This is a genomic window from Blautia sp. AF19-10LB (assembly GCF_003461245.1).
GTDB lineage: Bacteria > Bacillota > Clostridia > Lachnospirales > Lachnospiraceae > Blautia_A > Blautia_A intestinihominis.
In genome coordinates this window covers 26340-39563 of record NZ_QTWS01000020.1, presented here as the reverse complement: position 1 = coordinate 39563, position 13224 = coordinate 26340, and the positions used below count along the sequence as shown (strand labels likewise).

The following is a 13224-nucleotide window of genomic DNA, read 5'->3' as shown; positions in this document are numbered from 1 at the left end:
AGATGGTGAACTAGACTGAATCCACCATCTTTTTTTTATCTTCTGTTATTAATAACCTCTCTCGCCATATCTGCAAGTTCTCCGGCAGATAATTTTCCATCTATTTGCAGCAAATCATACTGGATGCCATCCTTATTCCAGTTAACGCTTTGAACCTGACTGACTTCAATCTGAGAAGCATTGTCATCGTAACTGAATACAACTTTTCCACTGGACTGGTCTTTTTTATCTTGTTCTGTCAATTCGTAATCATCCGATACCACTTTATTTATATAATGTACATAATACAAATTTGTTCCATTTACAGTGGCAATAATATCACCTGACGGAGTAAGTTCTGAGTTAAATTTCTGCTGTTCAAACGATACAACATCTCCATTCTTCTGATAATCAAAGGACACAGATTTAAAATTCTCAATTACATTTGCATTACCATCCTTAAAACTGTTTTTTATAATATTGCCCTCTTTGAAGCAGTACCCGTTCTCAAAGGTATCAATCAATACCGGTCTATACCCAATATCCTTTGTAACCTGTTTTGACGTTGGAAGAGACGTATAATTAGCACGTGATGCAGATGAACCTGTCCACATTGAAATCTTTCCTGTTGCTGCTACAGCAGTAACTCCAATTGTAAGTGTTGCAGCTATCAACAAAGGTAATATTTTCTTTTTTGATCTCATAGTCGTTTGCTTCCTTTCTGTGTCTGCAAAGTCAAGTTTTGCATAAACTCTCTGTCTGACATTCTCTGTATCAATATCAAGAGCATTGCAGGAAGTATCTGCTTGTTTTTGTATTCCCAATTCTTTAAGCAAATTTTTTCTTCTCATAATCTTTCCTCCGCATTCGATAACATTTTTCTGAGTTTTCTTTTTCCTCTCGAAAGTCTGGTCTTAACTGTAGAAATATTAAGTCCCATTGATTTAGAAATGTCCTTGATTTTTTCATCAAATTTATACCGCCTTACAAAAATCTCGCTGTCAGGTTCGCCAAGGCTCATAACTGTTTCCCATACATAGTTATTGTGAAAATTCTCTTCAATGCAATCCTTGCCATCTGACAGTTCAATATCTTCAAGAAATGTATGATCCGTTTTTCTGTTTATCCGTTTCAGAGCAAAATTCCGGGCAACAGTAGCAAGATATGACCGTAATGTACCTTTCTGTAAATCTATCCTCCCGGTATTCTTCCAAAGTACAACAAACACGTCTGCCACAATTTCTTCAATATCCTCTTTCGGCAGTGAATTGCCGACCATATGATACAAAACAGTACTCAAATACGGCGTATAAATTCGGATTGCTTCATCTATTGAATTTTTTTCTCTGTTCCTGAGACGCTGCAAAAGCTCTGATTCATCTGTCATATCAATCCTACTTTCTTTTTAATATTTTCAAAAATTAAAAGCTTTTAACCTTTACATTCTTATATATCCTGTCAAAGAGCAAAAAGTTTCAATTTTAGAAAATTATGATATTGATACACCACTTTACAACTTTTTTATAAAAAAATATCGTATAGGATTTCCTGATGTATAATGAATTTGGTATAAAACATTACAAAGGAAAGTGACCCTGTACGGCAAAAACATTATACAGCGAAAAAACACTGATAGGCAGACTTCAGCAATATTTTTTGATCTATTTTGAAACTTTTCTGTTCCGACAGCAGATACCTTATTTCTGCTGATATTATCTATACTGAGCCGCACACAACGGTTCCAACTATCTGAATGGACACTGCTTTGTGAGAGTCATGCTCTGCGTACCTGTCTGGAATGGGGATAAAGTATCTCATCTTTCCGTTCCTCTTGGTTATCGTATGTGGCAGAAAAAAAGAGTCTAAACTGGAACTGGCAGCCTCCATGATCCGGCAGGTTATGCCTGAATTTCACAGCAAAGATCATGTCATCATCCCTTGTGACAGCTGATATACAAAACACAACCTGGTATCCATCGTTGATGAATATCCGAATCCGGATCTGATTGGCAATGCAAGGAGTGCTTCTGTCATGTATGATCTTGCTTATGTCCATCTTTTTGTTTGTAAAACTTCTGAAAATATTCTGGTGAAATGGTAGTATAATACGGAGAATGTAAAAAACGCAAGAGAGTAAAAATGAAACTACCGGATAAATTAGCACCGTTTCTGGAATTATTGCACATATACAGAGAAACTTGAGAAATATATTACGGAATTACATAAAAAATACAAACACAAACAGAACAGGGATTAAAAAAAGTGGATATTTCGTTGGCAATGGAAGAGGCAACGGAAAAAATACTTTTATGAGAACCGATTTCCTTTCCGATGCATCTAATTAGTGTAAAAGTAAACATGAGTAGTAATCCAGCTGGACAAAAGGAGAAGACAAAGTTATGACAAAAGATGTATTTATTAAGGAGGTTCGGGATGCAGAAGCCATGCTGTATCATATATCAAAGTCCATTCTGAAGAATGACTCTGATTGTGGGGATGCTGTGCAGGAAACAATTCTTAAGGCATATGAAAAACTTCCCACTTTAAAGAAAGAAAAATATTTCCGAACATGGATCACAAGGATATTGATCAATGAATGCAAAGGGATTCTTCGGAAAAGAAAAAATGTTATTCCATATGAAGAATATATGGACAATATGAAAATGACTGAGGAGGACAGATACAGTCATCTGTATATGGCGATTATGGAACTTCCGGAGGATCTGAGGGTTTTGGTAACATTGTATTATTTAGAAGGATTTTCATTGAAAGAGATCAGTGAGGCTCTGGATATTCCGGAAGGAACGATCAAAAGCAGACTTTCACGTGCAAGAGAGTTTTTGAAGGTGCAGTTATCCGAAGAAGAGAAAAGACCGGCAACTGGGAAAAACAGCAAGCAATTAAAGAGAATAACAGGAAAGGGGAAAATGTCATGTTAGAGAAGAAATGGAATAATATCGCACCGGAAGTACCACAGGATTTTCATAATAAATTTGAAGATACACTAAAACAGATTGAACAGTCGGATTCAGTTGATAAAAAATACAAAAGAAAAAAAATCAGTGGACGATTATTGATTGCAGCAGCAGTAATCTGTACTGGTATGGCTGTTACTGTGGCTGCAAAAGAGTTCTTTAAATGGAATGATTACCTGGTGAAAAGACTGGATCCATCGGAGGAACAGCAGGAGACACTGCAGGAATCAACTTATATTCAGAATATAGACCAGTCTGTAACACAAAATGGTGTGACGGTTACCCTGACAGATTCTATTCAGGATCAGGGATTCCTGTATGCTTTTTTTGAAGTGAAAACAGATGACAGTATTTCTATGACTGATCATACTTCTTTTGAGGAGATGACACATTTTAAGATCGATGGAAAGGAAGTATATGCAATGGACGATAACAGATTTGGAAGTTTCAGTACTGGGGTAGGACAGGATGTGTTACTGAAAACAGATCAAAATTCTGCACATCTTAAGTATTTTAACGCCTGTATATCTTATGACGGTGATTATGATCTGAGTAATAAAACAGTAGAAATCACATTAAAGAATCTTACGGGGGAAGGAGATTATGATACGACTGTTATTACAGATGGAACATGGGATTTTAAATGGACTCTGGGTGCAGTAAAGCCTCCGACAACTCTGGAAGTGAACCGGAAATGTGATTTTGGAGGTTATGAAATCACAGTGAAAAAAATGGAAGTAACGCCCCTTTTATGGTCATTATATCTTGATTATGATGAAGCTATGAAGGTGTATGAAGATGAAAAAAACAAATTTGAGTACGCAGGTACGGACTTTGGCATGGATCTTTATGCCAGAACCAGTATTGACCAGGTGCGTTATAAAGATGGAACGGTTTTAACACTTGATATGACCATGGGAGGCATCGCTGGCGGTGGAGAAAAACAGGATAAAGAAAATGGTGTCATGATCATCAGAAACAGCTTCCCGCAACTGGTTGATGTAGATAACCTGCAGGCGGTACATTTTGGGAACATTGACCAGTGGCTTGAAGTGCGGGAATAATAGTTTTTTCGGTGATACAGAAAAATCCTCCCATAATTAGATAATGAGAAAATACAAAAAGAACCGATACAAGGTCTTTGCAAGACTGATATCGGCTCTTTTTGGCTAAGTCTGCCAACTGTAAAATTTTGTTTATATATTAACGCATCCTGTTCATGTACAGGAAACGGATTCTAGCGTATACTGAAATTATTGATTACAAGGTCTGCATAAACTGCAAATACAGGTTCCGGGTTATATCCGGAAGCCATATTTTGCACTTACCGGTAAAATCTGTAATAGTTGGCATAAAAATTCATTACATATTCGATATAAGCTTTAAATCTTTTCATTGTCTGTTCCTCCTTTCTTTATCTTATGGCTGTATTATAAAGCAGGTTAACCGGGAGTTCATGCCAAATAGAAAGAAAAAACAGACAAATCTTGCAAAAAAAGGAGATAGAGTAAATGTTTCCTGTATATGAGGAGAAAAAAGAAAACCTTCATTTTAGAAGTAAAACGTCCAGACATGCTTCCCCACACCTTCATAACTCCATAGAATTTATATATATTACAGAAGGAACCCTGGAGCTTGGGATGGGGCAGGAACTGTATCATATGGATAAGGGGGATTTTGCAGTAATCTTTCCGGATGTGATCCACCATTATCAGGTGTTTTCTCCAGGGATAAACAGAGCCTGGTATCTGTGGGCAGGGATGACGCTGACAGGACAGTTTGCAGATACAATACAGAAATCATGCCCGGATAATCCAGTAATCACATCGAAGAATTTACACCCGGATATCCGGAATGCAGTTAAATGTCTTTATGATAATAAAAAAAGAAAAGATAAGAACCCTGTTGTTGAACAGGCGTATGTACAGATTCTGCTTGCAAGGAGCATCCCCTGTTACAGACTGGCGGAAAAGAGCAGTGTGGAGAGCAGTGATATTATCTATCAGACAGTATCTTATATTGCAAAACATTTTAAGGAACCAGTCTCGCTGGAATCCATGGCAAAAGATCTGGGGATAAGCAAATTTACACTTTCGCGGGTGTTCTCAGGGACTTTCCACAGGAATTTTAACCAGTATCTTAATGAGCAGAGGCTCAATTATGTCTGTGTACATCTGGAGTGTACAGATAAAAGCATCACGGATATATGTCTGGATGCTGGCTTTGACAGCCAGAGGACATTTAACAGGGTATTTCGGGAACGGTACAGGATGACGCCCAGAGAGTATCGTACTCTTTATAAAGAAAAATACATTTTACAGACACAGGAAATGGAGGAATTGTGAATAAAACTATCCTGAACAAATACAAGGTTTTTATATTCTGTATTTTTACAGGATAGTTTTTTTATACCTATACAGAAATACGGAAAATCTAAAAAAAGGTCCTAAAAAAAGATATCCAAAAAAGCAATTGTAATAATATACAAAAATTACACATAAAAATTATGCAATTGTAACATTGGCAAAAAAAAACGGGCCTGAAGCTTTATGAGAATTTTATAAATTGAAAAATTTTGTGCATGTTTTGTCAAAATCTGTTTATATGAATTTAACAGAGAAAAGGATATAATTTTCATCGAACAAGAGATGCGTAGGAAATAGCAGATGTGAGAACAAGAGGAAGAGACAGAAGCAGGGAGACAGAAGCAGAAAGCCATCAGATATCTCACAGGTTTAAACGCATGAAAACAACCTGGAGAAACCAGGAGAAAGCGAAGGGAAAAATGGAAGAAAAGAAGTACTTGAAATGGTATAACAAAGTTGGATATGGTTCAGGAGACATGGCTGGAAATGTGGTATATTCATTTCTGTCATCCTTTATCATGATCTATCTGACCAATATAGTTGGTCTGAATGCAGGTATCGTCGGAACACTTATTGCAGTATCCAAACTGTTTGACGGTGTAACGGATATCTTTTTTGGAGCTATGATCGATAAAACAAAGAGCCGTCTTGGAAAAGCAAGACCCTGGATGCTTTACGCATACATTGGCTGTGCGGTAACCCTGGTAGCAAACTTTGCTATTCCGACTAACATGGGAAAATTTGCACAGTATGCATGGTTCTTTATTGCATACACCCTTTTAAATGCCGTATTCTTTACTGCAAACAATATTGCCTATGCGGCACTTGTAGCATTAGTAACCAAGAACAGTAAGGAACGAGTTGAGATGGGATCCTGGAGATTCATCTTTGCCTTTTCAACTGTCCTTATTATTCAGTCAGTGACAGTTAAGTTTGTACAGATCCTTGGAGGCGGGGCATACGCCTGGAAAGTAGTTGCAATTGTGTTTGCGATTGTAGGTGTCATTGTAAATACCATCTCTGTTTTCTCTGTAAAAGAGCTTCCGGAAGAGGAACTGAATGGTGATGGGGTTGTTGATGACGAGATAGAGAAATATGGTCTTGTAGAGGCAGCAAAACTTCTGTTTTCTAACAAATATTACATTATGATTTCCGTAACATATATTGTACAGCAGACATACTCTGCCATGCTGAACATGGGTATTTACTATATGACATATGTCCTTCTTAATGAAGATCTTTATGCTGTATTTTCTTGGGCGATCAATATTCCACTGATCATTGCACTGATCATAACACCTACCCTGGTAGCAAAATGGAAAGGACTTTACAAACTGAATATTGTAGGTTATGCAATTGCAACTGTCGGAAGAGCACTTGTTGTTGTTGCAGCTTATATGCACAGTGTACCTCTTATGATTCTCTTTACTGCTGTATCCTCATTCGGGCAGGGACCATGGCAGGGAGATATGGGAGCAGTTGTGGCAAACTGTTCTGAATATACTTACCTTACAAAAGGCAAAAGAATTGATGGAACCATGTATTCCTGTACATCTTTCGGAACCAAGCTTGGTGGTGGAATTGGTACTGCACTGACAGGATGGCTTTTAGCTGCAAGTGGATTCAATGGTGAAGTTGTTACCCAGTCTGCATCCTGCCTGAATATGTTACATTTCATGTATCTGTGGTTCCCTGTAATCCTTGCTTTAATTATCACGTTCATCATGACAAAAATGAATGTAGAAAAAGCAAATGAAGAACTGAAAAGCAGAAGATTAAAAGGTTAAAATGGAATTACCGTTTTTCTAAAGAGAGGAAACGATAAAAATAAAAAGGGGAATTCGATATGAACTATAATGGTTTGAAAGAAGATAAAAGATTAGTTAAAGCGGTACCATCAGCAAGACAGATCGCATATGAAAACATGGAATTTTTCTGTTTCATTCATTTCACTGTAAATACTTTTACCGGAAGCGAATGGGGGGATGGAACAGAACCGGAATCCATTTTTAATCCGACAGAGCTGGACGCACGCCAGTGGGCAAAAACAGCAGCAGAGGGCGGGATGAAGGGCCTGATCCTCACATGCAAACATCATGACGGATTTTGCCTGTGGCCATCCAAATACACCGAGCATAGTATCAAAAACTCCCCGTACAAAAACGGAAAAGGGGATATTGTCAGAGAAACAGCCGAAGCATGCCGGGAGTTTGGCCTTAAATTTGGTGTTTATCTTTCACCCTGGGACAGAAACAACAGCAGCTATGGAAAGGGAAAAGAGTATGACGATTACTATCTGAACCAGCTGACAGAGTTGCTGACAGAATATGGTGATATCTTTGTGATCTGGCTGGACGGTGCATGTGGTGAGGGACCAAATGGAAAGGTCCAGAAATACGACTGGCAGAGATATTATAAAGTGATGCGTGAACTGCAGCCAAATGCGGTGATTTCTATTTCAGGCCCGGACATCAGATGGTGTGGAAACGAGGCCGGGGAAGTAAGACCGAGTGAATGGAGCGTTGTTGCAAAGGATATGACTGATCCGGCGATCACAGCAGCGTTAAGCCAGCAGGAAGATAATGAAGAATTCCGGAACCGGCCGTTGGACGAGACCCAGACAGACCTTGGAAGCAGGGAACGCCTTGCAAATGAAAAAGAGCTTGCATGGTACCCTGCAGAGACGGATGTTTCTATCCGTCCAGGCTGGTTCTATCATGAGGAAGAAGATGACCAGGTCCGCTCCTTTGAGAATCTGAAAGACATTTACTTAAAATCCGTAGGGGGAAATACCACATTATTATTAAATCTTCCTCCGATGAAAAATGGCCGTATCCATGAAACAGATGCTGCAAATCTGAAACAGTTGGGCGAGTTTATTGAGAATACCTTTAAATATAATCTGGTTGATGAAGCAGGTATCACATCTATCCCGCCACTGGATTGCTGGGAGAAAGAACCTACAGTATTAAGAAATGATGATTATGAGACTTATTTTATGAACGAAGTGGGAACAAATAAGCTCATGATCAAGATTAACTGGATCGAGAAAAAGAAACTTAATTATCTGGTACTGAAGGAGGCCATTCCATTCAGCCAGAGAGTAGAAAAGTTCAAAGTCTGCTATGAAGAAAATGAATCTATGAAAGAATGCTATAATGGAACTACCATTGGATATAAAAAGATCATTGATCTTAAAGGAATCCAGACAGATTTTCTGGCAATCGTGATCGAAGACTCCAGAGTAGCACCAGTAATGTCTTTCGTGGGAGTATATTGATCAGGAACTGATATTTTCAGCTGAAAACTACGCGTTGTGTTCTCACTGTTATCTGCGGTGACGAATAGAACGCGTAAATTTTTGGCAGATTATGGCAATCTTGCAAATAGCATCTCTGAAAGTAAAAATATCTAATATAATGTAAAAGTTATGGAATGTTGGAATCGTGAACTTTCTGATATAATGAAAACACAAATGAAGGGAAATCGATCAGTATGAGCACAGATACGAGAAAATGGTTTAAAGAAGCCGGATATGGAATGATGATTCATTGGGGCCTGTATTCACTTCTGACCGGAGAGTGGAAAGACCAGAAATGTGGAAATTACGCTGAATGGATTCAGACAAGATGCAGAATTCCGATAAGTGAATATGACAAACTGGCAACGGCATTCAATCCTGTCTATTTTAATGCGGATGAAATTGTAAAATTTGCAAAAGATTGCGGAATGAAATATCTTGTGTTTACAAGCAAACACCATGAAGGCTTTGCCATGTACCATTCTAAGGTGGATAAATTCAATGTGGTGGATGCGACACCGTTCAAACGCGATGTTTTAGGAGAACTTGCAGAAGCCTGCTACAAAAACGGGTTAAAGTTTGGATTATATTATTCCCAGGATCTGGACTGGCATGATAAGAATGGTGGAGGATATTTATCCGGACACATTCCGTGTGAGGGAACAGTATGGTGCAATGACTGGGATTTTCCGGATAATGATAAAAAAGATTATGATGTGTGCTTTCGCAATAAGATTTATCCTCAAATCGAAGAACTTCTGAGAAATTATGGGGAATTGAGCCTGATTTGGTTTGATGTTCCGATAACATTGGAAGAGAAGCATAGTCGGGCGATTTTTGATTTGGTAAAAAAATATCAGCCAGATTGTCTGATCAATTCAAGGCTTGGCAATGGAGCATATGATTATGTATCACTGGGAGACAATGAAGTACCGGAATCCATACCAGATGATGAGGAACTGAAAGAAAGTATGATGAATGCATTTGACGGATTCAAGCCATCACCTTATGGCCTGTATGAGACTGCGGCAACTGTGAATAACAGTTGGGGATATTGTGCATGGGATCAAAATTGGAAATCTGCAAGAGAGATTGCAGATATAAAACAAAAATTAAATCATCTGGGAATTAATTATTTGCTGAATGTAGGACCTGATGGACTCGGGAGAATCCCGGCAGAATGCAGGAGAATTTTACGAAATGTAGCGAAATATGATTAATCTGAGATTTAAAGCGGCAGGAAAATTATTTCCCACCGCTTTTTATGTATAAAAACTGATGAGGGGCGGTTATGTATAGTTGCTTAGAACAATAAGTGAGAATCCTCGGCAATTCAATTACCGAGATGAAAGCGCATGCATGTGCGTATCTGCACATACTTGTAATGCAGAAGCATATTATCGGCGGTGTAATGGCAGGTGCAGTGAAAGGGTAAAGATTCATTAAATATAGGCAACCGTACAGTCGGAAAAATGACTCTGTAACAAAAGACCGTTTTTCCGGCTTTTCATTTTATCAGCAGTGAGGCATTCATACCGTTTGAAAATCTGTGAGATCTGAGTCATTGGGGTATGTCATGACGGGTAATCAAATATATGACATAGATTCTGCAATTGTAGAAAATGGGATTGACTTTCTAATTCTACAGATGTAAAATTAGAGATGATTTCTACAAAAGTAGAAAAAAAAGGGAGAACACAAGCTGAGGCGCAGACTCACAGACCATTATGATTACGATGTGACCATGTGGGATTCACTTGTGATAAAAAAGTTGCTGCAGCGTATAAACTACATCAAATAGATACGGAGGATAAAATGTGCGGAATCTGTGGATTTACAGGTTACAGACAGGATCAGAAGACAGTAATTGAAAGGATGATGAAAGCCATTGAGCATAGGGGCCCGGATAGTGAGGGCTCTTTTTGCAGGGAGAAGATTACGCTGGGCTTTCGAAGACTTAGTATTATTGATTTAGAAGATGGGCAGCAGCCTATGGAAAGTGCGGACGGAAACCTTCATATTGTTTTTAATGGAGAAATCTATGATTATAAGGAACTGCGGGCAGAACTTGAGGCTTTCGGCATTTCTTTCTGTACCCATTCTGACACGGAGGTTCTGATAAATACTATTCAGCTGTATGGGGAGAAGGCACTGAATAAGCTCAGGGGAATGTTTGGGTTTGCTGTATGGAATGAACAGGAGCAGAGTTTGATGCTTGCAAGGGATTTCTTCGGAATTAAGCCTGTGTACTATGCCGAAATAGATGGACACTTTGTATTTGCTTCTGAAATTAAGAGTATCCTTGCATTTCCAGGCTATGAAAGGAAAGTAAATCAGAAGGCACTGGAGCAGTATTTGTCATTTCAATATTCCCCTCTGGAAGAAACTTTTTTCAGGGGGATTTATAAGCTTATGCCAGGTCATATGCTTTTATATAAAAACGGAAACTATGAGATAAAGACTTATTTCAAAACAAAGCTTGCACCAGTCCAATGGGACCGTAAGACGAATATGGAGCAGCTGCGGAATCAGCTTGCAGAGAATTTAAAAGATTCAGTGGAGCACCATATGTTAAGTGATGTGGAAGTCGGCGCGTTTTTATCCGGGGGAGTGGATTCCGGTTATCTGGCTTCTTTCTCTGGTGCAGATCAGGCATTTACAGTGGGATTCGATGAGGGAGACCGATATAGTGAAGTAAACAAAGCTGCCAAAGTGGCAGAAAAAGCAGGTTTGAAACACCATGTGAAAATCATATCCAAGCAGGAATTCTGGGATGCCCTTCCAGATGTTATGTATCATATGGATGAGCCCCTTGCTGATGCTTCTGCCGTTGCACTCTACTTTCTCTCAAAAGAGGCTGCAGGTCATGTCAAGGTTGTTCTTTCCGGAGAAGGAGCAGACGAGCTTTTCGGTGGATATAATATTTACAGAGAACCGGAATCATTGAAAAAAATTGACTGGATTCCATTTGGTGTCAGACGTGTAATTGGAAAACTGGCTGCAAAGCTGCCGGATGTGAAGGGACGAGATTTCCTTATCCGTGCAGGAATGAAAGTGGAAGAACGTTTCATCGGAAATGCATATATTTACCGTGAAAAAGAGAAAGCGCAGATTTTGAAAAATAAAGTAACAGGACCTTCCACACAGGAATATTTAAGACCATTTTTTGAAGAACTTGAGTCAGAAAACAGAGGATCACTTCAAGACATGGAAAAAATGCAGTCTGTAGATCTGAGATACTGGCTTCCTGGCGATATTTTGCAGAAAGCAGATAAAATGAGCATGGCACATTCATTGGAAGTCAGGGTACCATTTCTGGATAAAGAAGTTTTTGACTTTGCAGCAAAGCTTCCGAAAGAAGCCAAGATTGCAGCGGGTACAACCAAATATATTTTCCGTAAAGCTGTTTCAGAATTTCTTCCACAGGAAACCGATGAACGTAAGAAACTTGGTTTTCCAATTCCAATCCGTGTGTGGCTGCGGCAGGATGACTGGTATCAGATGGTAAAGGAGTTATTTACCTCGAAAGAAGCAGAAGAGTTTTTTCATACAGATAAGCTTCTTTTACTTCTGAAAGAGCACAAAGAGAAAAAGGCAGATAACAGCCGTAAAATCTGGACAGTTTTGACATTCCTTATCTGGTATGATAGATTTTTTGCTACATGTTCGAAGTGAGAGAGTTGGTTATGAGACGGTAAAAATATAAATATACGAAAAATCCGTTGACAATGGTATTTGGGACTTTTATGATAAAACTATATTTGCTATCGGATATATGTATAATACGATACATAAACTATATAGAGGATAATGAAGAACGGTGAGGTGGAGAGCATGAAAATCTGGCGTGAACTGTTAGGCTATGTGAAATTGATTGTAATAGTAGTGGCAATTACTCTGGTTATCAATAATGTTGTTTTGATTAACGCAAAAATCCCTTCACCCTCCATGGAAAAAACACTTATGGTGAAAGACCGCCTTTTCGGCTTTCGGCTTGCGTATGGAATTAATCTTGATCTGTTCGGTTATGAAATTTCTGAAAAGTTCAAGGACCCGGAGCGATTTGATATTGTAATATTCAAATACCCAGATGATGAAAGTCGTCTTTTTATCAAAAGAGTGATCGGACTGCCGGGAGAAGTAGTGGAAATTAAGGATGGGAAAGTTTACATTGATGGTTCACCCACTCCATTGGATGGCTCTTTCATTCCGGAGAAAATGATCGGAAGTTATGGTCCATATACAGTTCCGGAAAACTGTTATTTCATGCTTGGTGATAACCGGAATGATTCGAAGGATTCACGTTCATGGAAAAACAAATTCGTGCGATTTGACCAGCTTGTGGGGAAAGCTGTTGTAAGATACTATCCATCTTTCAAGTGGTTAGGATAATAAGAAACGCGAATATCAGTGGCTTATTAAGCACTGGAATATTCGCGTTTTTTATTTGATAATGGAAGTCGATTTTTGTCCTGTCTTGTGTATCCCAAAAGTGCCTGTTTTACAGGCTTTCCGGGGTATCAGTCATTTTGTCTGGTATTGTAAAGCAGTGTCAGATTTGTCATAAATGTCGTAAATTTGTGGTCAAAAAATGATGAGAAAT

General features: G+C 38.7%; 10 protein-coding genes. 8 read left to right on the top strand and 2 right to left on the bottom strand.

Features of this window, described 5'->3' with window-relative positions; genetic code table 11:
- Window positions 1–35: 35 nt before the first annotated feature.
- Both DWX28_RS11810 and DWX28_RS11805 read right to left on the bottom strand, forming a co-directional pair.
- Complete coding sequence (locus DWX28_RS11810; protein ID WP_118252811.1) at window positions 36–830, bottom strand: hypothetical protein; 795 nt, start codon at window positions 828–830, stop codon at window positions 36–38.
- Window positions 827–1366 (bottom strand): RNA polymerase sigma factor, encoded by a 540-nt coding sequence (locus tag DWX28_RS11805; RefSeq protein WP_118252810.1) that lies wholly within the window; start codon window positions 1364–1366, stop codon window positions 827–829. Before DWX28_RS11805 ends, DWX28_RS11810 begins: the two co-directional genes overlap by 4 nt.
- A 1012-nt stretch (window positions 1367–2378) precedes the next feature.
- Here DWX28_RS11805 and DWX28_RS11795 point away from each other — a divergent pair.
- From DWX28_RS11795 to lepB, 8 genes are all read left to right on the top strand, one after another.
- Entirely contained in the window at window positions 2379–2918 is a 540-nt protein-coding gene (locus tag DWX28_RS11795) for an RNA polymerase sigma factor (RefSeq protein ID WP_055056185.1), read from the top strand.
- Window positions 2912–4018: a DUF4179 domain-containing protein gene (locus DWX28_RS11790; RefSeq protein ID WP_118252809.1), complete on the top strand. Its 1107-nt coding sequence runs from the start codon at window positions 2912–2914 to the stop codon at window positions 4016–4018. The genes DWX28_RS11795 and DWX28_RS11790 overlap by 7 nt, the downstream gene beginning before the upstream one ends.
- 447 nt (window positions 4019–4465) lie before the next feature.
- Window positions 4466–5299, top strand: coding sequence for an AraC family transcriptional regulator (locus DWX28_RS11785; RefSeq protein WP_118252808.1), 834 nt, complete (start codon window positions 4466–4468; stop codon window positions 5297–5299).
- 440 nt (window positions 5300–5739) lie between these two features.
- Window positions 5740–7107, top strand: coding sequence for an MFS transporter (locus DWX28_RS11780; RefSeq protein ID WP_118062962.1), 1368 nt, complete (start codon window positions 5740–5742; stop codon window positions 7105–7107).
- Between the two features lie 59 nt (window positions 7108–7166).
- The gene (locus DWX28_RS11775) at window positions 7167–8600 is read left to right on the top strand and encodes an alpha-L-fucosidase (RefSeq protein WP_118252807.1); all 1434 of its coding nucleotides are present in this window, start codon (window positions 7167–7169) and stop codon (window positions 8598–8600) included.
- A 215-nt stretch (window positions 8601–8815) separates the two neighbouring features.
- Complete coding sequence (locus tag DWX28_RS11770; RefSeq protein ID WP_118252806.1) at window positions 8816–9841, top strand: alpha-L-fucosidase; 1026 nt, start codon at window positions 8816–8818, stop codon at window positions 9839–9841.
- 595 nt (window positions 9842–10436) lie between these two features.
- Entirely contained in the window at window positions 10437–12296 is a 1860-nt protein-coding gene (asnB, locus tag DWX28_RS11765) for an asparagine synthase (glutamine-hydrolyzing) (RefSeq protein ID WP_118252805.1), read from the top strand.
- Window positions 12297–12455: 159 nt separating this feature from the next.
- The gene (gene lepB, locus DWX28_RS11760; RefSeq protein WP_118252828.1) at window positions 12456–13013 is read left to right on the top strand and encodes a signal peptidase I; all 558 of its coding nucleotides are present in this window, start codon (window positions 12456–12458) and stop codon (window positions 13011–13013) included.
- Window positions 13014–13224: the final 211 nt, after the last annotated feature.

What these genes read in the sequence shown, in the direction of transcription:
- DWX28_RS11810 (WP_118252811.1), bottom strand. Translation starts at nt 830, where the DNA reads ATGAGAAGAAAAAATTTGCTTAAAGAATTGGGAATACAAAAACAAGCA.
- DWX28_RS11805 (WP_118252810.1), bottom strand. Translation starts at nt 1,366, where the DNA reads ATGACAGATGAATCAGAGCTTTTGCAGCGTCTCAGGAACAGAGAAAAA.
- DWX28_RS11795 (WP_055056185.1), top strand. Translation starts at nt 2,379, where the DNA reads ATGACAAAAGATGTATTTATTAAGGAGGTTCGGGATGCAGAAGCCATG.
- DWX28_RS11790 (WP_118252809.1), top strand. Translation starts at nt 2,912, where the DNA reads ATGTTAGAGAAGAAATGGAATAATATCGCACCGGAAGTACCACAGGAT.
- DWX28_RS11785 (WP_118252808.1), top strand. Translation starts at nt 4,466, where the DNA reads ATGTTTCCTGTATATGAGGAGAAAAAAGAAAACCTTCATTTTAGAAGT.
- DWX28_RS11780 (WP_118062962.1), top strand. Translation starts at nt 5,740, where the DNA reads ATGGAAGAAAAGAAGTACTTGAAATGGTATAACAAAGTTGGATATGGT.
- DWX28_RS11775 (WP_118252807.1), top strand. Translation starts at nt 7,167, where the DNA reads ATGAACTATAATGGTTTGAAAGAAGATAAAAGATTAGTTAAAGCGGTA.
- DWX28_RS11770 (WP_118252806.1), top strand. Translation starts at nt 8,816, where the DNA reads ATGAGCACAGATACGAGAAAATGGTTTAAAGAAGCCGGATATGGAATG.
- asnB (WP_118252805.1), top strand. Translation starts at nt 10,437, where the DNA reads ATGTGCGGAATCTGTGGATTTACAGGTTACAGACAGGATCAGAAGACA.
- lepB (WP_118252828.1), top strand. Translation starts at nt 12,456, where the DNA reads ATGAAAATCTGGCGTGAACTGTTAGGCTATGTGAAATTGATTGTAATA.